This is a genomic window from Nonomuraea rhizosphaerae, from assembly GCF_019396405.1.
Lineage (GTDB): Bacteria > Actinomycetota > Actinomycetes > Streptosporangiales > Streptosporangiaceae > Nonomuraea > Nonomuraea rhizosphaerae.
The window spans coordinates 1-18397 of sequence record NZ_JAHKRL010000202.1 but is presented as its reverse complement, the minus strand read 5'-3'; the positions used below and the strand labels follow the sequence as shown (position 1 = coordinate 18397).

Genomic DNA, 18397 nt, shown 5'->3' with positions numbered 1-18397 from the left:
CAGCGCCCCTGGTGGTTCTTCCGCAGGTCGGAGAACGGAGCTGGCCCCGCCACCCCCTGGGTGAGCTGCCGGGGGCCGTTCGGGCTCTCGGCGTCCTGGGCGTCGGCCACCGCCTCGGCCGCGGCCTCGGAGGCGCGGGCGACCTCCTCGTCGGCCGCCGTGCTCTCCGGCACGTCGTCGCGGGTGGCCGCCGAGCGGGGCAGCGCCTCGGTGAACGCCTTCGAGACGCCCTGCAGCGCCGAGGTCACCTCGCTCGGGATCACCCAGAACGTGTTACCCTCGCCCTGGGCGAGCTGGGGGAGCACCTGGAGGTACTGGTAGGCCAGCAGCTTGGGGTCGGGGTCGTTGCGGTGGACGGCCTGGAAGACCTGGTCGATGGCACGGGACTGGCCCTCGGCCTCCAGGATGGCGGCGGTGCGCTGACCCTCGGCGCGCAGGATGCGGCTCTGCTTGTCGCCCTCGGCGGTCAGGATCTGGGACTGGCGCTGGCCCTCGGCGTTGAGGATGGCCGCCCGCTTGTCACGTTCGGCCCGCATCTGCTTCTCCATCGCGTCCTTGATGGTCTTGGGCGGGTCGATCGCCTTGACCTCGACGCGGTTGACGCGGATGCCCCATTTGCCGGTGGCCTCGTCGAGGACGCCGCGCAGCTGGCTGTTGATGGTGTCACGGGAGGTGAGCGTCTTCTCCAGGTCCATGGAGCCGATCACGTTACGCATCGTGGTGACGGTGAGCTGCTCTATCGCCTGGATGTAGTTGGCGATCTCGTACGCCGCCGCCCTCGGGTCGGTGACCTGGAAGTAGAGCACGTTGTCGATCTCGACGACCAGGTTGTCCTCGGTGATGACCGGCTGCGGGCGGAAGGTCACGACCTGCTCGCGCAGGTCGATCATGGGGTAGACGCGGTCGATGTAGGGGATGACGAAGTTCAGGCCGGGCTTCAGGGTGCGGTGGTAGCGGCCGAGGCGCTCCACGTTGCGGGCGCGGGCCTGCGGCACGATGCGCACGGCCTTGAGCACGGTGAAGACGGCGAAGAGTATGACGAGCAGGCTGACCAGCAGCAGCGGCTCCATGATCACTCCCGTGGATATACGAGGGCCGTGGCGCCCTCGATCTCGATGACGTCGACGGTCGCCCCCGTGGGGATGACCAGGGTCTCGTCGTAGGCGCGAGCCGACCACTCCTCGCCTCCGATACGTACCCTTCCCTCGCGCCCGGTGACCTCCGACACGACATAGGCGGGCTTGCCGACCAGCGCCTCGACCCCGAAGCGCTGAAGCTGCGGCTGACGGATATGACGCATCGCGAGCGGCCGGATGACGACCATGCCGCCCAGGGAGGACAGGACGAAGACCAGGAGCTGTAAGGGGACGGGCAGGCCGATGGCCGCCGTGGCCGCGGTCAAGAGTGAGGCCGCGCCCAGTATGCCCAGCGCCATGGTGACGGTGAAGAGCTCCGCCACGCCAAGGACGATTGCCAGGATTATCCAGATGATCCATTCATCCATGTCTGGCCCTCCTTATGGCATAACGGGCCTGCCTACCTGCCTAGTTCCCCTTCCTACCGTAATCCCGGATCGACTCCCATGGCAGAGGTGAACAAGGCGCTCCCGGCGCGCCATCGCTCCCAGGGCAGCTGCCAGAAACCCCATCCGTTGGTCCATTCGAGCTCGCGGTCGGTGCCGGTGATCGTCACCGGGTCGCCGCGCAGCGAGGTGGCGTAGAACCAGGCCGCCTGGTCGGGGCGGGCGTTGACGCAGCCGTGGCTGACGTTGCTGCGGCCCTGGGCCCACACGTTGTCCTTGGCGTGGACGTACTCGCCGCTGTCGGAGATCCGCACGGCGTGGTCGATCATGACGTCGTAGAAGCCGGGCTCGCCCGCGCCGCGGCCGGGGGAGATCATCCGGACCGGGTTGCCTTTGTCCATGGTCAGGTGGACGCCGCTGGTCGTGGTGTACTCGCGGGTGGTGGCCATGCCCGCGCTGATCGGCATGCGCCGCACCACCTGCTCGCCGCGCCGCACGACCATCTGGTGGGTGCGGGTGTCGACGGTGCTGATCTGCTGGCGGCCCACGGTGAAGGCGAACGTGCGGTCGGTCGTGCCGTAGACGCCGGGGGCCAGGCGCACCCCGGCCAGATGGGCGGTGACCGTGACCTGCTGGCCGGAGGTCCAGAACCGGCGCGTACGGTAGACCGCCCGCGTGTCGCCGATCCAGCGCCACGCCCCCTCCACGGGCACGGCCGTCCTGACCTCCAGCGCGCGCTCCACGGCCGCCTTGTCGCGCACCGGCGTGTCGAAGTCGAGGATGACCGGCATGCCGACGCCGACGGTCTCGCCGGGCAGCGGCGTGGTGGAGGCGACCTGGAACGTCCGGTCGGCGTCGCGGGTGCGGAAGCGCCCCATGGCCACGGTGGCGGGGCCGCCGGAGCCCGCGGCGGTGGCGGTCACCGTGTATTCGGCCCCGGGAGTGAGCGTCCAGGAGGAGCGCCAGGTCGTCCGCGACGCGTCGAGCCGGCCCGGCACCTGCGCGCCCGACGAGTACGCCAGCACCTGGCTGAGCGTGCCGCCCTGGGCCTTGACCACCAGGCCCTGGTCGGTGCGGGCGCGACGGGCGTCGAAGGCCGGTGAGACACTCACGACGGGCGGCGCCGCCGTCGGCGCGTCGGCGGTCACCGCGCTGCAACCGGCGGCGAGGACGCCGGCCAGTAGAAGGGCGACAAGAAAGACGGCACGCCGCATCTCATCCTGCTTTCCGGGGAAGGGGTTCCCAGGTTAGCGGGGAGTCATCGGCTGAGCACGTCAAGTCACCTGTCGGACGGTTCCGGAAACTTCGCCCAATGTCAGGTCGCCCGCGGTGGCCCTGATCGTCACTGTGTCACCGTTCTCAAGGAATGTCCGGGTCTCGCCGCCGGGCAGCTTGATCGGATCGCTACCGTTCCACGTCAGCTCGATGAGCGAGCCGCGCTCCTCGCGCCGGGGCCCGGAGATCGTGCCGCTGGCGAACAGGTCGCCGGTGCGCAGGGAGGCGCCGTTCACGGTCATGTGGGCGAGCATCTGGTCCGGCGTCCAGTACATGCCCGAGTACGGCGGCCGCGAGACGACCTCGTCGTTGATCGACACCTCGACCGAGATGTCCAGCCCCCAGTCCTCCCGCCTGCGCAGGTAGTCGAGCGGTGCGGGGTCCTGCGGCCGGCCGGGGACGCGCGGCAGCGCCTCCAGCGGCGTGACCCAGGGCGAAATGGACGTGGCGAACGACTTGCCCAGGAACGGCCCGAGCGGCACGTACTCCCACCCCTGGATGTCGCGCGCGCTCCAGTCGTTGAGCAGCGTCACCCCGAACACGTGCTCCTCCAGCGGCCCGGCGGGCGAGCCCATCTCCGACGGGACGCCGACCACGAAGCCCAGCTCGGCCTCGATGTCCAGCTTGGCGCTCGGGCCGAAGCGGCCCGCGCCGAGCTGCCCGTGCGGGCGCGTGACCGGCGTGCCGGACACGACCACCGTGCCCGACCTGCCGTGGTAGCCGATCGGCAGGTGCCGCCAGTTCGGCGTCAGCCCGTCGGTGTCGGGCCGGAAGATCTTGCCGACGTTCGAGGCGTGCTCCAGCGAGCAGTAGAAGTCGACGTAGTCGGCCACCTCGAACGGCATGTGCAGCCGCACCTGCTCCAGCGGCACCAGGTGCGGCCCGGTGACCGAGCGGTCGGAGTCGAGCTTGTTCCTGATCAGCGTCCTGGTGTCGTGCCAGGCACTGCGTCCCCTGGCCATGAACGGGTTCAGCGACGGCGCCGCGAACACCTCGTCGTGCAGCGCGGCGGCCAGGTCGAGCACGCTGTCGCCGTAGCGCACGCCCACCCGTGGCGACTCGCCGCGCCGGGAGAACACCCCGTACGGCAGATTGTCCAGGCCCCAGCTCATGCCGTCTCCTCGATCAGTCCCAGCGTGCGCAGGTCGTCCACGGGTGTGGCGGTGCTGCACGATCCGTAGCTCAGCAGCAGGCGCCTGGCCCGCCCGGCCGTGCCGTCGCTCACGGCGCGGGCCAGCCGTACCAGGTGGCCCACGTCGGTGGTGCGCAGCACGGGCACGGGGTCGCGCCGCTCCACGGCCTCGCAGACGGCCAGCAGCAGGTTCAGGAAGCCGTGGCGGTCCACGCCGAGCGTGGGATCGAAGTGGCGGACGGCGTGGTGCAGCCCGGCGGTGGCCTTGAACGGCCGATCGTCGCGCACGCAGGCGCCGATGAACGCCCCCAGGCGCTCGGCCGGTGGGAACGCCTCGGCGCTCGCCCCGCCGCAGCGCACCTTGAGCGCCGCCCCCTCGGGCACCTCGGGAAGCGAGCGGCCGGCGGGCACCTCGACGAACAGCCGCACCCCCGAGGGCAGCTTGCCCTCGAAGTCGGCCCGTACCTCGACCGAGGTGACCGGCAGGTCCTCGAAGTCCGGGATCTCCGGCGTGTCGACGATCATCCCGATCGCCCGCGGCACGTACTCCGAGCGGCGCAGCGCGTCCAGCCGGCCGGCCGGGCAGAGGAAGCGGTGGGTCAGCACCGCCGAGCCGCCCTCCTCGTCCCGCCGGTGCCGGGCCAGCGCCTCGGACATGTGCAGGGAGGTCGGCGGGAACAGCCCCGCGTCGTCCACCAGCGCCCTGTAGAGGATCATCGCGCCCAGGTCCATGCGTAGCCGGGGTCCTCGCAGGTCAGCGCGGCCTGGCCGAGGTCGAGCGGGCGGAAGGTGTCGACCATCACGGCCATCTCGCTGGTGGTCGTGACACCGCGCGCGACCGCGTCGATGACCGCCTCCACCGCCCCGGGCTGCGGCCCGTGCGTGAACCCGGCCGGGTGCAGCGAGATCGAGCCGACGTCGATGCCGGAGCCCTTGCGCGCGGAGTAGTCGCCGCCCACGTAGAACATGAACTCGTCGGAGTCCACGTTGTGGTGGTTGTACGGGATCGGCACGGACTCGGGGTGGAAGTCCAGCGGGCGCGGGCAGAACGAGCACACCACGAACCCCGGCCCCTCGAACGTCTGGTGGACCGGCGGCGGCGCGTGCGTCTTCTTCACGATCGGCTCGAAGTCGTCGATGTTGAACGCGAACGGGTACAGGTACCCGTCCCAGCCGACCACGTCGAACGGGTGGTCGCGGTAGACCAGCCTGGTCAGCCCGCCCCTGGTGCGGACCAGCACCGGCACCTCCTCGCCCTCGGCGATCAGCGGCTCGGCGGGACCGCGCAGGTCGCGCTCGCAGTAGGGCGCGTGCTCCAGGAACTGCCCGTACTGGGACAGGTAGCGCTTGGGCGGCCTGATGTGCCCGGCCGCCTCGATGGCCAGCACGTTGACCTGGCCGTCGGGCACCCAGCGGTGGATGGTGCCGGTCGGGATCACCACGTAGTCGCCAGGACCGGCCTCGATCACGCCGTACGTGGACTCGAAGCGGGCGCGACCGGCCTGGACGTACACGCACTCGTCGCCCATCGAGTTGCGGTAGAGGTCGCTGGGCGCGTCGCTGGTGGCGTACGACAACCGGACGTCGGAGTTGCCCGCCAGCGTCATCCGGCCGGTCACCAGGTCGCCCGCGGTGGGCAGGTCCTGGGTGCGGAAGTGGCGTGGCGACAGCGGCAGGTTCGGCTCCAGCCGCGCGTCGCCGACCGGCGGCACGGCCTCGGCCTTGACGATCGCGGTCGGCAGGTGGCGGTGGTAGAGCAGCGAGGAGTCGGAGGAGAACCCCTCCTCGCCCATCAGCTCCTCGGCGTACAGGCCGCCGTCCGGTCGCCTGAACTGCGTGTGGCGCTTGCGGGGCACCTCGCCCACGACGCGGTAGTACGGCATCAACGCCTCCCATGGCGTCCGCTTATCGGACGTCACTGTCCTGTATATGTAACTACCGTCCGCCACCGGGCAGGCGATGTCAAGCGAGCGCGCCCGCCAGCTCCGCGGCGGCCTCGACCACCCGTGGTCCCGTCCCCTCCCCGAGCGGCCCGAACGTCACCACGCCCACCGACGCCTCCAGCCACGGCAGCCCGGTGACCGGGGCGGCGATGCCCCGCGCTCCCTCCTGCAACTGCCCCTCCGTCACGAGATAGTCCTCGCGGCCCTCCCGCGCCGCCAGGATCGCCCGCCCGGCCGCGCCCAGCGACAACGGGTGGCGCGAGCCCTCGCGGTAGGCCACGTGCATGTCCGTCCACGACGGCTCGACCACCGCCACGGCCAGCCCGTCGCCGCCCTCGGCCACGGTCAGGTGCGCGGTGGCGCCCACGTCCTCGGCCAGCCGCCGTAACGTCGGCAGCGCCGCCGCCCTCAGCAGCGGCTGCACGGCCTGCGCCAGCACCAGCACGCCGAACCCGAGATGCACCCGCCCCTCGGCGTCCCGCCGCGCGAACCCCTCGCTGAGCAGCGTGGTCACCAGCCGGTAGACCACGGGCCTGGACAGCGACAACTCCGCGCTCAGCTCGGTGGGCGTCCGTCCGCCCTTGCCGTCGGCGAGCAGCCTCAGCAGGCGGAGCCCGCGCTCCAGGGTCTGGGCGGATTCAGCGGCCATGGATCGATTATCTACGCGTGAGCTGACCGATTATCTGTGCGTGAGCCGGGAGTGACGCTACGCGGCGGAGGGGTAGGTATCGGAGGGACACACCGGGGGGCAAGATGCGGCAAACGTGGGCTTTCGTGGTTGCCGGACTGGGCATGTGCGCGCTGACCTCCGCCGTGCCCTCCACCCTGCTCTCGGTCGGCGCCCAGGTCGCGCCCATGTCCGCCCAATTCTCCGACCCGCCGGCCAAGCGGCTCGTCGAGGACGTCTTCTACGTCACGCAGGGCATCGAGGTGGCCGACCGGCTGCTGCCGTTCGAGGACGACGTCACCATCACCCCCGCCGACCTCGCCCCCGGCGTCACCATGGACGCGTCGGGGCGGCTGCACGGCACGCCGCGGCGCTCCGGCACGTTCGCCGCCCCCGTGCGCCTGTGCCGCGGCCAGGACTGCGCCGAGCAGCAGGTCACGGTCGTCGTCCTGCCCAACGTCCCCTGGCGGCCGAGCGGGCTGACCTTCCCCGGCAAGGTCGGCGTCCGCTACGACGAGCAGCTCGCGGTCGACGGCGGCCCCGCGGGCGTGCCGGCGACGTTCTCCGTGACCGACCACGCCAAGCTGCCGGAGGACGTCACGATCGGCCCGGACGGCCACGTCGGCGGCATCCCGGCGAAGCCCGGGGTGTCGAAGGTGCCTATACGGATCTGCGTGGCGGGCGACTGCGCGGGCGTGGTGGTCACATTGATCGTCGTTTGAGCCTTGCGACAGGCGGGGCCACAGGTCACTTTGGTCTCATGAAGTCCGTGATTGTGGTCGGAGCGGGCATTTGGGGGTCTTCGCTGGCTCTGCGCTTGGCGGAAACAGGCTGGCGCGTGACCCTGGTCGAGCAGCACAAACCCGGACACGTACGGCAGGCCAGCGCGGGTGAGACACGGCTGCTGCGCTGCGCCCACGGCGCCGACACCTGGTACACCGAGCTGGCCTGGAAGGCCCGCGACGGATGGCGGCGGCTGGGCGAGCGCGTGGGCGAGGAGCTGTACCACGAGGAGGGCACGGTCTGGTTCGCCGGGACGCCCGACGGCTGGGAGAACGCCAGCGCGGCGGTGCTCGGCGGGCTGGGCATCCCGTGCGAGCGGCTCGACCCGTCCGAGGGCGGCCGCTTCTTCCCCGACTTCAAGGGTGACGACCTCAGCTTCCTGCTCTGGGAGCCGAAGGCCGGCGTGATCAGGGCCAGGCGGGCGACCCAGGTGACCGCCCAGCTCGCCGCCGCCGCGGGCGTGGAGATCGTCAGGGGGCGGGCGGCGGTGGTGCCCGGCGACGATTGGCCGTACGAGCGCACGGTCCGGATCGGCGGCGACGTCCTGCGCGCCGACCAGGTGGTGTGGGCGTGCGGCGCGTGGCTGGGCGCCCTGTTCGAGATCCCGCTCACCGTGACGAAGCAGGACACGCTGCACTTCGCGGTGCCCGCCGAGTGGACCACGCCCGGCACGCCCGCCTGGGTCGACTACAACGCCTCCGTCTACGGGCACGGCGACGTGGACGGGGTGGGCATGAAGGCCACGTCCGACCTGGAGGGACGGCTGTACGAGCCCGAGTACGGGGTGCGCACGATCGACGAGTCCGGCGTGGAGGAGGTCAGGGACTACCTCGGGCGCAGGTTCCCGGCGGTGGCGGCGGCGCCGGTGCTGTTCAGCCAGGTGTGCCAGTACGCGCTGACGCCGGACGCCGAGTGGATCATCTCGTCGGTCTCGCCCGGGGTGTGGCTGCTCGGCGGCGACTCCGGCCACGGGTTCAAGCACGCGCCCGCTCTGGCCGAGTACGTGGCCGACATCCTCGACGGCCGGCAGGAGCCGGAGCCGAGGTTCGGGCTGCACGACCGGATGCCCTCGCGGGGGCTGCGGACCGGCGGACGGCTCTGGTAGGGCCCTCCTCACCAGGCATTCGGGGGACGACAGGGCAGAGCACCGGGGCTCGTGAGACGGACACTTGCCAGGTGACCGATCCAACCTGGAGGCCCGTCATGCACACCCTCAGACGCCGTCCCGCGGAGGACCTGACCCAGCCGCCCGCCACCGTGCAGGCGGCCACGACCCTGTGGCTGGTGGCGGTCGCGGCGGGGGTGTTCGAGACCCTTCTGACCGTGTTCTTCGCCCGTCAGGGCATGTCCGCCGGTGAGCTGGCCGCCGGGGTGGCAGTGCGGCTGGCCGTCTTCTGCGGGGCGGTGTTCCTGGCGTTGCGGCTGCGGGAGGGCCGTGACTGGGCGCGCTGGACGCTGGCCGTCACGCTGGGCGTGTTCGGAACGTTGTCGCTGGTCATCGGCCCGATCCAGTGGCTGCTCGAAGGGCACCCGCTGAGCCTGGCCGGGATCGACGCGACGGGGCTGCTGTTCGGGGGGAGCCGCGTGCTGCACGTGCTGGCCGTCCTCGGAGCGGTGACGCTGATGTTCCAGCCGCGGGCCAACGCGTACTTCCGGGCGGTCAAGCGGGCTTAGGGACGGCTTCCCGGGCGGGGGCGCGCAGGTTGCGCACACCGGGCGACAGCAGCGCGGCCAGCGTCGAGAGCACCACGAGGGCGCCGCAGCCGAGCAGCGCGTTGCGGGTGCCGACCAGGCCCTGCACCGGGCCGGCCAGCATGAGGCCGATCGGGCCGAACATCAGCGAGCCCAGCGCGTCGTACGAGCTGACCCGCGACAGCGACTCCGGCGGGATCTCCCGCTGCATGGTCGTCTGCCACAGCACCCCGAACACGTCGAAGCACACGCCCAGCACGAACGAGCCCGCCACCAGCGCCCACAGCGGCGCGCCGACGCCCAGCAGCACGTACGGCAGCGCGGTCGGCAGGCACAGCAGCGTCCCGACCAGGATCGGCCGCTGGGGCCGCACGCGCAGCGCGGCGATCACCCCGACGATCGTGCCGACCGCCTCCCCGGCCAGGAACGCCGACCAGGCCGTGGGCCCGCCCAGCGACTCCTTGGCGATCAGCGGCCCGAGCACGCCGTGGCCCGCCTGGATCGCCATCACCAGCACGGAGAACTGCGCGACCACCACCCAGATCCACTGCCGCGAGCTGAACTCCTTCCAGCCCTCACGCAGATCGGCCAGCACCGAGTGCGCGGCGGCCTCCGCACGCTCACCGGGCGTCATCCGCAGCGCCGCGATCAGGACTCCCGCGAGCGTGAACATCAGCCCGCTCGCCAGCAGCGCCCACCCGGCGCCGAACAGCGCGACCGTGCCGCCGCCCAGCACCGCTCCGGCCACCCGCGAACTGTTGGCGCCCAGGCCGAGCAGCGCGTTGCCGGCCTGCAACCGATCGGCAGGCACGACCTCGGGGATGATGCCGGTCAGCGCGGGGAACATCATCGCGACCGCGATGCCGCTGGCCGCCGCGGCCGTCGCCATCGCGGGCAGCGGGGTCCAGCCGGTCAGCATCATCGCGCCCAGCGAGAAGAAGGCCACCGCGCTGAAGCCCTCGGAGATCACCATCACCCGGTAGCGAGGGAACCGGTCCGCGATCACGCCGCCGACCAGCAGGAAGATCACCATCGGCAGCGCCTCGGCGGTGAGCACCACCGACAGCGTGGTCGCGTCGGCGCCGGGCAGCCCGAGCACGCCGAAGGCCAGCGCCACCGGGGCGAAGGCGGTCCCCAGCACGGAAATCGTCCGCGCGCCGAGCAGCAACGCGAAGCGGCGATCCCGGAGCAGTCCGAGATCGCGAAGATAACCATGCATGCCGGTGGCCCCCTGAATCGCCCAAACGCTCAATAGTGTGCACGTTCGTAGCATCCGTTGTCGTCCGGATATTTCGTTGACGAGAATCGGGCGTGTCTACGCAGTAACGTGCGGTGAGTGCCTGGGGCTGGGAGGTGCCCTTGTTCGCGTCGGCGGGGCGGCTGCTGCACCGCGGCAGGTGGACGCTGCTGGTGCTGAGCCTGGCGGCGGCGGTCCTGGCCGCGCCGTTCGGGATGCAGCTGTTCGGCCGGATGAGCGCCGGTGGGTTCGAAGATCCCGGCGCCGACTCCGCGCTAGCCGCCCGCTGGGACGACGCCTGGTACGGCGGCAGCACCCCCGACGTGGTCGTTCTCTACCGGCATCCGCAGGTCAAGGTGCGCGACGGGCGGTTCAGGAAGGCCGTGCACGACTCGCTGCGCGCCCTCCCGGCCCAGTACGTCGCCAGGCTGACGACGTACTGGAGCACCGGCTCCAAGGAGCTGGTGTCGGCCGACGAGCACGCCACGTACGCGCTGGTCACCCTCAAGGGCGTCAAGCGGCAGGCGTACGCCGCGATCAGGGACCGCCTGCCCGTCGCCAACCTCCAGGTGCGGGTCGGCGGCTCGGTGCCGCTGCTGGAGGAGCTGAACGAGCAGGCGGCGGCCGACCTGGCCCGCGCCGAGGCGATCTCGGCGCCGGTGCTGCTGGTCCTGCTGGTGGTGGTGTTCGGCAGCCTGGTGGCGGCCGGGCTGCCGCTGCTCGTCGGGGCGTTCACGGTCGTCGGCGCGCTGGTGGTGCTGCGGCTGCTGAGCGAGGTGAGCGAGGTCTCGGTGTTCGCGCTGAACGCCGTCACCATGCTCGGGCTCGGGCTGGCCGTCGACTACTCGCTCTTCGTGCTGACCGCCTTCCGTGAGCGGATCCGGGACGGCCTGACGGCCCGTGAGGCGCTGGCGGGCACCATGGCGACCGCCGGGCGCACCGTGGCCTTCTCCGGGCTGACCGTGGCGACTCCGCTGCTGGGGCTGCTGGTGTTCGCGCAGCCGTTCCTGCGCTCGATCGGGCTCGCGGCGGCGGTCGTGGTGCTGGTCGCCATGGCGTCCGCGCTGGTCGTGCTGCCCGCCGCGCTCGCCGTCCTCGGGCCGCGGGTGAACGCCCTGCGGATCACGCCCGACCTCGGCACGGGCCTGCGCGTCGGCTCCGGCACGCGGCGATGGCCCGCCCTGTACGCGGTCGCGGTGGTGGCCGTGCTGCTGGCGCTGGCCACGCCGCTCCTGCACGTGCGGTTCGGCGACGCGGGCTACCGTACGCTGCCCGTCCAGGCGCAGAGCCGCCAGGTCGCCGAGACCATCGACCGCGACTTCGCCAGGAACTCGATGTCCGCGATCGACGTCCACCTTCTCGTCGAACGCTCCTTCACCGAACGCCCCGCCGTCCCCGGCCCGCTCGGGCAGGGCTGGACGCCCATCAGCGCCGTCACGGCGATCGACGCCACCGACGCCAAGCCGCTGGGCGAGCGCCTGCGCCGGCTGCCCGGGGTGACCGGCGTCGACCTCACGGGCCTGTCCCAGGCCAACGGCGCCCTGCGGCTGTCCGTACGGTACGCCTACGACCCCGCCTCGGCCCCCGCCCAGCAGTTGGTGGAGCGGATCAGGACCATGGCCCCCGAGCCGAACCTGCGGCGCGTCGTCGTCGGCGGCCCGCCCGCCACCCAGCTCGACCTGGTCGCCGGCCTCCGGGCGGGGCTGCCGTGGCTGGCCCTGGTGGTGTGCGGGGTGACGTTCCTGCTGCTGCTGGCCGCCTTCGGGTCGGTCGTGCTGCCGATCGAGGCGCTGGTGGTGAACGCGCTGTCCATCGCGGCGTCGTTCGGGGTGATCGTCTGGGGCTTCCAGGACGGGCACCTGGCGCGGTGGCTGCACTTCACGCCGACCGGGACGCTGGAGCCGACCGTGACGGTGCTGATGCTGGCGGTGGTGTTCGGGCTGTCGATGGACTACGAGCTGTTCCTGCTGTCACGGGTGCGGGCGGAGTGGCTGCGGACCGGGGACAACACGCTGGCGGTGGCCGTCGGCTCGCGGCGGGCCGGAGGCGTGATCACCAGCGCGGCGGTGCTGCTGCTGGTGGTCGTGGGGGCGTTCGCGACGGCCGGGCTCGCGGTGGTGAAGCTGCTCGGGGTGGGGATGTTCGTGGCGATCGTCCTGGACGCGACGCTGGTGCGGCTGGTGCTGGCGCCGGCGGTGATGCGGCTGCTGGGGCGGGCGAACTGGTGGCTGCCCTGGTGGCTGCGCTGGGGGGCGTCGGAGCCTGGCGTGGGCCGGTCGGGCGCGCGACCCGTCGTCCCTGAGAAGCCCGCGCCTCGCGTGCTGCTGCCGGTCGTCCGGCCTCCTGCCCGGGCGCCTGTACGGCCGGCGCGTCCGGCGGCCGAGCCGCGTCCTGACCGTCCCACCTGGGAGCGGGTCACCGAGGGCCGCACCCGGGTCGTCCGCGCGAACCCCGACGGTCCGGGGTGGACGTGGGCCGAGGTGGACACCTGACATTGCCCCTGACTTCATTGAACACAGCTGATCATCCAGATATGGTGCGATATGCCGGAGATCACCCCCTGGAAGTAAAGGCGCCATGCGACTGAGAAAGCTCTTCGTCGTCGGACTGTCCCTTTCCCTGCTGGGCATCGGTGTTCCGGCCTGGTCACAGGACGACCCGCGCAGCTGCAACGACCTGATGTCCGGCGACACCCCCGCGTACGTGGTGTGCCGCTGGATGGCCACTCCCGAGGAGGCGGCGGGCATCGCCGACTTCTGGCTCTCGAACGACGGCGAGCACCTCAAAGAGGCCACGCCCATCGACCCGATCCTCATCGACTGCACCGAGGCGGGCAACGAGTGCCCCAACGACTCCGAGGGCGACGGCCAGCTCCATGACGACGGCGACGCCGACGTCGAGGGCGCCGAGGAGGGCGGCGCGCCCGAGTGCCGGACGGGCGAGAACTGCTTCGTCAACCCCGAGGGCCTGTCGCAGACCGAGATCCAAGCCGCCGAGAAGACGGCTGACGGCCAGGCCGTCAAGACCGCGGCCACGGCCGGGATGCGCGTCTGGGTGGACGCCGAGCTGGCCGACGACTGGAAGGCGGGCAAGCTCGCCGAGGCCGCCAAGAAGGTCGCCGCCATCGCCACGCAGCAGGGCGTCGTAGGGATCAGGTTCACCACGCAGCTCGGCTACAACAACACGTTCGAGACGGCCGACGAGATGGACAAGTTCGTCACCGAGGCCACCACCACGCTGCGCAACCTCGCCCCCGGCAAGAAGCTGGCCGCGCACACGGTCGTGCCGGTGCTGGCCTGCGGCGCCAACGACGCCTGCAAGGCCGAGATGACCAAGAAGTACCCGAAGCTCGACCCCGAGCGGATCGGCGCCTGGCTGGCCAAGGGCCAGATCGACCAGCTCGCCCTGGACAGCGGGCACCTGGCGACCGAGTACGCCACCTGGAAGATCGACGCCGCCGAGGCTCAGCGCAACCAGTGGATCCAGGTCCGCGCCCGCGCCTGGGACGCCTACGGCCAGGTGACCTCCGAGGACGCGGGGCTGGCCGCCGCCGGCTCGCCGAAGCTGACCGCCGAGCAGGCCGGCCAGTCGATCACCGACCGCGTCGCCGCGCCGCTCCAGGCGGACGCGGCCGAGGCGGTCACCCTCTGGTCCCGCTGGCAGAGCGAGCAGGGGCAGGTCAACCGGCTGTTCGGCGAGAAGTGGGCGCAGAACGCCACCTGGGACCAGCTCAAGAAGCTGACCTCGATCCGTCCTCGCCTGGCCACCGTCTACGACGCGTCAGCCCCTGAGACGGACGTGGCCACGGACCTGAAGAACCTCTCCGAGGTGTTCGGCCAGATCTACCTGCACACCGCCTGATTACCCAGCGGAAGGGGCGTCAGCAACGCTGGCGCCCCTTCCGCTTGCGTCCGTCAGGTCGGCGGCGCCTCTCCGGTCGGTCTCCACGGGCCTGACCGCGCCTCTCCCGCCGGAGTCCGTCAGGCCGACGGCGGCGGCGAGGCGGTCGCGGCGGCGGGTCAGCCGGTCGATCTCGGCGTCCAGCTCGCCGAGCCGGTGCCGGACGACGCCGCTCTCGGCGCACTGCGGCCCGCCGTACCGGGGCAGCCCGTCCTCCACCTCCAGCTGCCGCAGCCGGTCCGCGCAGCTCCGCACGTCCTCGACGGTCAGACCGAGCCGCAGCAGCTCGCGGACGAGCCGGACCCTCGCCACGTCGCGGGCCGAGTAGTCCCGCTGCCCGGTCATCGTGCGCGGGGCAGGGGGCAGCAGCCCGCGCTGCTCGTAGAAGCGCAGCGCGCGGGGCGTGGTGCCCGCCGCCGCTGCCGCGTCGCCGATCCGCATCCGTCCTCCAGTGGCTCTACAGCTCCACGACGACGGTCCCGAGATGCCGTCCGCCGATCACCTCCTGCAACGCTCGCGCGGCGTTCTCGATGCCCGGCACGCGTACGTGCGGGAAGACGATCTCTCCGGTACGCAGCCAGCCGCCGAACCGGTCCAGCCACTCCGTCCGCAGACCGTCCGGAATCCGGAGGCCGCGCATGACGACGCCCTTGAGGATGAGCTGGTAGACGTCCAGCTCCACCTCGGCCGTCGTACCCGAGGCGTTCGCCGCCATCTGCCCCGACAGCGCCCCGGCCAGGACGAACCGCGCGCCCGGCCGGGCCGCCGCCAGGGCGGCCTGGAGCTGCTCGCCGCCGACGGTGTCCACGAAGACGTCGATGCCGTCCGGCGCGGCCTTCCCCAACTGCTCGCTGATGGGTGCTGCCTGCCGATCCAGGGAATCCGCTCCACGGATCACCGCCGCGTCGTACCCCAGCTCGGCGACCAGCCGCTCGCCCTTCTCCGGCGAGCCGGTGCTGCCGACCACCCGGCCCGCGCCGAGCAGCCTGGCGACCTGCCCGGCCATCGTGCCGACCGCGCCCGCCCCGCCGGAGACGAACACCGTGTCGCCCGGGCTCACGTTCCCGGCGAGCGCCGCGTACGCGGTCAGGCCCTGGCTCAGGTGCGCGACGGGATCGGGCAGCGTGTCACCCAGCGGGACGCACTGCCCGACCGGCGAGACGGCGTACTCGCGCCACCCCAGCCAGTGGAAGACCAGCTCACCGGGCCGCAGCCCGCTGCCGTCCGGGGCCGACACCACCTCGCCGATCGCCGGCCCGAACAGGGCGTCACCCGGCCGGACCGGCGGGAACGGCGCGCCCTTCACGCCGCCCGCGAGCAGGCTGCGCAGCGCGGCGAAGACGTGGAAGAAGCGGTTGCGCAGCAGCACCTCGCCCTCGGCGGGCGCCGGCACGGGCGCCTCGGCGATCTCGAAGTCTTCGGGGCGCGGCAGGCCGGTCGGGGTGGTGAGGAGGCGGATCTCGCGCGGCATGGGTGGCTCCTTATGGGGCGTCAAGGCGTCGCGACGATAACCCTTGACCCGCACGTCAAGGTCAAGCGCTCTCATCCCGATCGGTGCGACTACCCTTGGTCAGTGCTCACATCGGTGCGTAGCCGCCGCAAGCGCTTCGGTGCCGTGCTGCTGCTTCCGGCGCTGCTCGCCGTACCGGCCTCTTCGAGCGACGCCCTCCCGGCCGGGCGCGAGCCGGTCGTGCTGACGCGTCCAAGGTGACGCTCGCCGGGATCAAGTACGACGGCATCACCCGCCTCCGGACCGGGTCCGGCATGCGGGACATGCTCCGCTTCACGATGGACCGCGCCGTGCTCGACGCCCCGAGGCAGAGCGGCGGAGGAGTCGCGCTGCGGGCCGGGCGGCTGACGCTCGGCCCCCGTGTCGTGGTGTACTTGCGCGCCTTCGACGGCCGGTTGTCAGGGCTGGTCCGGCTGCGGCTCAGCGCGGACCGCCCCGACCTTGTCACGCTCGCGCTGAAGCCGCTGCCGAAGCCGCCGCTGCCGATCACCCTTACCGACGTTACGATCGACCGGCCCGTCGTCGTGGCGGGAGCGGCTCGCATCACCGCGCTGGACATCGTCTCCGCACGGCAAAGTTACCCACCGTAACTAGTAAACTGCATGAGGTGGGCTTGGGTGCCGGGCGGGTGACGTGGAGGCGGTTCGTCCTGATGCTGGCGCCCTCGCTCGCCGCCCTGACCGTGCTGGCGGCAGGGATGGCGGACGGGGCGGTGCCGGCCTCGTTCGCGCTGTCCGGGCGGAAGCTGAAGGTGTCGGCGGACAAGCTGTCGGGGCAGGGGTTCGAGCTGTTCCCGGGCACCGTCCGGTCGGTGGACGGGCGCCGGCACGCGGTGGTGAACCTGTCGATGCGCTCGGCGCGGGTGTACGGGCTGTGCCAGTCGGCCGACGTGGACACCCCGCTGGGGAGGTTCCGGGTACGGCTGGCCGCCCGCGACCCCGGCCGGGCGTCCTCCGTCACCCACCTGGGCATCTCCGCCACCTCCCTGAACGCCGACGTGGACTTCGGCTCGGTCGTCCTCAACCAGGACGCCGGGACGCTGGGCGGCGGGTCCGTCCTGCGGGGCAGGCGGGGCGACTACGGGCTGGGGGCGGCGCGGTTCACGGTGCGGGACGTCACCGTCGACACCTGGATGATGACCGGCGGGTCGTTCCGGGTGGACGGGCTGCGACTCGACATCGGCAAGGACGTGCGACCGTGCTTCTGAGGGCTCTGCTCGGAAGGTGGGGCGCGGTGACTGCCTGGACGCGGCGGCGGCCGTTCTGGGCGGGCTGCCTGCTGATCGCCGCCGGGACCGAGATCCTGCTCCTGCCGGTGGCCGGCACAGGGGTGATCATCCACACCGGAGCAGGCGGGTACGCGGGGTTCCTGCTGGGGTTGTTCCTGGCCGTGATGGGGCTGGGGATGTGGTTCGCCGCCGAACAGCGCTTCGTCATCGCGGTGCTGGCGGTCCTCGCGGCGCTGGCGGCGTTCGTGCTGTCGAACCTGGGCGGGTTCCTGGTGGGGTCGTTGGTGGCGATCGTGGGGGCGTCGTGGGGGTTCGCCTGGACACCCCGTACGGCTGAATGAGTCGCATCACCGCCGGTTCGCCGGCAGAAAGGGTGCGGTTACCGTGCCCGCCTCACCCTGGTCGCTGCTTCCTGTCGTCGGCGACTATTGAGCCCTGCACCACTTCGCCTCATTGAGCACGACCAGCTTGAACGAGCGCAGGAGGAGCATGCCGAATGAGCACATTCCTGAACGTCATCGCCGTCCTGAGCGGAACTTTGTCGGCGATCACCGCGTTGGCGGCGGTGTACCTGGCCGTCCGCGCGGAGAAGCGGTCGCGCAAAGTGGCGGCCGCCCAGATTTATCTCGCGTTGCGAGCGCGATTTCTGGAGATCTTCGAACGCCTGGGAGACGTCGACGGAGCCGAGCCTGCGAGCGAGGACGAGCGCGCGGCGCGAGCGGCTTACTGGCATCACAGCTTCGACGAGTGGTATCTCTCGACGCGCTTTGCCCCCAGCGAGTTCAGGGGTCTCTGGGACGGTTTCTATCGAGATGCGACCCATTCTGGTCTGGCGCATCCCGCGCTACGGCAGGCTCTCATCGAATTGAGGGACAACCGGACGGCGGGCTTCGGGGTGTACGCGCGAGATTTCGTCACCGAAATGCTCGGCTCGCCGGAGCCGTCCTCCGCTGCGAAACAGGAGGGGGTGCCGAAGTAACAGCAGGAGAAGCGGCTGTGGCGGCGATCTGACGCGGCACCGGCTTGTGCGGGGGTCTGGGGGGCGCTGAGCCCCCCAGGGGACAGAGTCCGGACCCCGTTGCGCGTAGCGCCGCTTCGGGAAGGCCCTCGCCTTCAGAGCGCGTAGCGCCGTTGAGGAGGTCCTTGTTTGTCAGGGCTTGAGGAAGGCGCCGAACTCCTCCAGGTCGATGAGGCCGTCCCCGTCCTGGTCGAGCTTCTGTACCCCCGCCTGCGCCGCCTCCAGGGTGACGGGCTGGCCGAGGGCCTCCATGAGGTTGACCAGTTCTTCGGCGGAGATCCGGCCGTCCTTGTCCACGTCGATCAGGTTGAAGGTGATCGTGTAGTCGCTCATGCCCGCCCTTTCGCGAGATTTGTGTCGGTCAGACCTTAGTGGCGCTTTGTCGAAGCGCGTCGATAAATGCTGTGACTTGTGGGCTGTTGTCGTCCGAGCGCCAGGCGATGGCCAGCTCGCCCGGCGGCAGGCCGGTGACCGGGCGGTACACCAGGCC

21 protein-coding genes are annotated in these 18397 nt (G+C 71.6%); 10 read left to right on the top strand and 11 right to left on the bottom strand.

Annotated elements, in window-relative coordinates; genetic code table 11:
* From KME77_RS09875 to KME77_RS09845, 7 genes are all read right to left on the bottom strand, one after another.
* Positions 1-1070: SPFH domain-containing protein (locus KME77_RS09875; RefSeq protein ID WP_246609516.1), on the bottom strand; the 1070-nt coding region annotated here is incomplete at its 3' end.
* 2 nt (positions 1071-1072) lie between these two features.
* A complete protein-coding gene (locus tag KME77_RS09870; protein WP_219464468.1) occupies positions 1073-1504 on the bottom strand; it encodes an NfeD family protein in 432 nt (143 codons plus the stop codon).
* A gap of 53 nt (positions 1505-1557) precedes the next feature.
* The gene (locus tag KME77_RS09865) at positions 1558-2736 is read right to left on the bottom strand and encodes a L,D-transpeptidase (RefSeq protein WP_219464466.1); all 1179 of its coding nucleotides are present in this window, start codon (positions 2734-2736) and stop codon (positions 1558-1560) included.
* A 60-nt stretch (positions 2737-2796) separates the two neighbouring features.
* The gene (gene fahA, locus KME77_RS09860) at positions 2797-3909 is read right to left on the bottom strand and encodes a fumarylacetoacetase (protein WP_219464458.1); all 1113 of its coding nucleotides are present in this window, start codon (positions 3907-3909) and stop codon (positions 2797-2799) included.
* A complete protein-coding gene (locus tag KME77_RS09855; RefSeq protein WP_246609515.1) occupies positions 3906-4661 on the bottom strand; it encodes a hypothetical protein in 756 nt (251 codons plus the stop codon). Before KME77_RS09855 ends, fahA begins: the two co-directional genes overlap by 4 nt.
* A complete protein-coding gene (locus KME77_RS09850) occupies positions 4643-5812 on the bottom strand; it encodes a homogentisate 1,2-dioxygenase (protein ID WP_219464455.1) in 1170 nt (389 codons plus the stop codon). The genes KME77_RS09855 and KME77_RS09850 overlap by 19 nt, the downstream gene beginning before the upstream one ends.
* 79 nt (positions 5813-5891) lie before the next feature.
* The gene (locus tag KME77_RS09845; RefSeq protein WP_219464441.1) at positions 5892-6521 is read right to left on the bottom strand and encodes a helix-turn-helix domain-containing protein; all 630 of its coding nucleotides are present in this window, start codon (positions 6519-6521) and stop codon (positions 5892-5894) included.
* A gap of 125 nt (positions 6522-6646) precedes the next feature.
* On the opposite strand from KME77_RS09845, the gene KME77_RS09840 reads away from it, so the two are divergent.
* The 3 genes from KME77_RS09840 (at position 6647) to KME77_RS09830 (ending at position 8996) form a co-directional block, all read left to right on the top strand.
* Entirely contained in the window at positions 6647-7261 is a 615-nt protein-coding gene (locus KME77_RS09840; protein WP_219464439.1) for a hypothetical protein, read from the top strand.
* Between the two features lie 38 nt (positions 7262-7299).
* Complete coding sequence (locus KME77_RS09835; RefSeq protein ID WP_219464437.1) at positions 7300-8427, top strand: NAD(P)/FAD-dependent oxidoreductase; 1128 nt, start codon at positions 7300-7302, stop codon at positions 8425-8427.
* Positions 8428-8525: 98 nt separating this feature from the next.
* Positions 8526-8996 carry a hypothetical protein gene (locus KME77_RS09830; protein WP_219464422.1) on the top strand — a complete coding sequence of 157 codons (471 nt, stop codon included), beginning with the start codon at positions 8526-8528 and terminating at the stop codon, positions 8994-8996.
* Here the strand turns inward: KME77_RS09830 and KME77_RS09825 are convergent.
* The gene (locus KME77_RS09825) at positions 8983-10233 is read right to left on the bottom strand and encodes an MFS transporter (RefSeq protein ID WP_219464420.1); all 1251 of its coding nucleotides are present in this window, start codon (positions 10231-10233) and stop codon (positions 8983-8985) included. The two genes, KME77_RS09830 and KME77_RS09825, sit on opposite strands and share 14 nt — an antisense overlap.
* Before the next feature lie 113 nt (positions 10234-10346).
* Between KME77_RS09825 and KME77_RS09820 the strand changes: the two genes are divergently transcribed.
* Together KME77_RS09820 and KME77_RS09815 are read left to right on the top strand one after the other, a co-directional pair.
* Positions 10347-12743 (top strand): MMPL family transporter, encoded by a 2397-nt coding sequence (locus KME77_RS09820; RefSeq protein ID WP_219464412.1) that lies wholly within the window; start codon positions 10347-10349, stop codon positions 12741-12743.
* 85 nt (positions 12744-12828) lie between these two features.
* Positions 12829-14112: a hypothetical protein gene (locus KME77_RS09815; protein ID WP_219464410.1), complete on the top strand. Its 1284-nt coding sequence runs from the start codon at positions 12829-12831 to the stop codon at positions 14110-14112.
* On the opposite strand, the gene KME77_RS09810 is transcribed toward KME77_RS09815, so the two are convergent.
* A complete protein-coding gene (locus tag KME77_RS09810; RefSeq protein WP_219464386.1) occupies positions 14113-14592 on the bottom strand; it encodes a MerR family transcriptional regulator in 480 nt (159 codons plus the stop codon).
* 16 nt (positions 14593-14608) lie between these two features.
* Positions 14609-15622, bottom strand: coding sequence for an MDR family NADP-dependent oxidoreductase (locus tag KME77_RS09805; protein ID WP_219464384.1), 1014 nt, complete (start codon positions 15620-15622; stop codon positions 14609-14611).
* Positions 15623-15724: 102 nt separating this feature from the next.
* On the opposite strand from KME77_RS09805, the gene KME77_RS09800 reads away from it, so the two are divergent.
* From KME77_RS09800 to KME77_RS09780, 5 genes are all read left to right on the top strand, one after another.
* Positions 15725-15862, top strand: coding sequence for a hypothetical protein (locus KME77_RS09800; protein WP_219464377.1), 138 nt, complete (start codon positions 15725-15727; stop codon positions 15860-15862).
* On the top strand, positions 15859-16251 hold the full coding sequence (locus tag KME77_RS09795) for a hypothetical protein (protein ID WP_219464375.1): 393 nt from the start codon (positions 15859-15861) through the stop codon (positions 16249-16251). Before KME77_RS09800 ends, KME77_RS09795 begins: the two co-directional genes overlap by 4 nt.
* 17 nt (positions 16252-16268) lie before the next feature.
* A complete protein-coding gene (locus KME77_RS09790; RefSeq protein WP_219464373.1) occupies positions 16269-16868 on the top strand; it encodes a DUF6230 family protein in 600 nt (199 codons plus the stop codon).
* A gap of 26 nt (positions 16869-16894) precedes the next feature.
* Complete coding sequence (locus KME77_RS09785) at positions 16895-17230, top strand: DUF6114 domain-containing protein (protein WP_219464371.1); 336 nt, start codon at positions 16895-16897, stop codon at positions 17228-17230.
* Positions 17231-17385: 155 nt separating this feature from the next.
* Positions 17386-17868: a hypothetical protein gene (locus tag KME77_RS09780; protein WP_219464370.1), complete on the top strand. Its 483-nt coding sequence runs from the start codon at positions 17386-17388 to the stop codon at positions 17866-17868.
* Positions 17869-18039: 171 nt separating this feature from the next.
* Here the strand turns inward: KME77_RS09780 and KME77_RS09775 are convergent, their stop codons facing one another.
* Positions 18040-18240, bottom strand: coding sequence for an EF-hand domain-containing protein (locus KME77_RS09775; protein WP_219464368.1), 201 nt, complete (start codon positions 18238-18240; stop codon positions 18040-18042).
* Positions 18241-18397 lie beyond the last annotated feature (157 nt).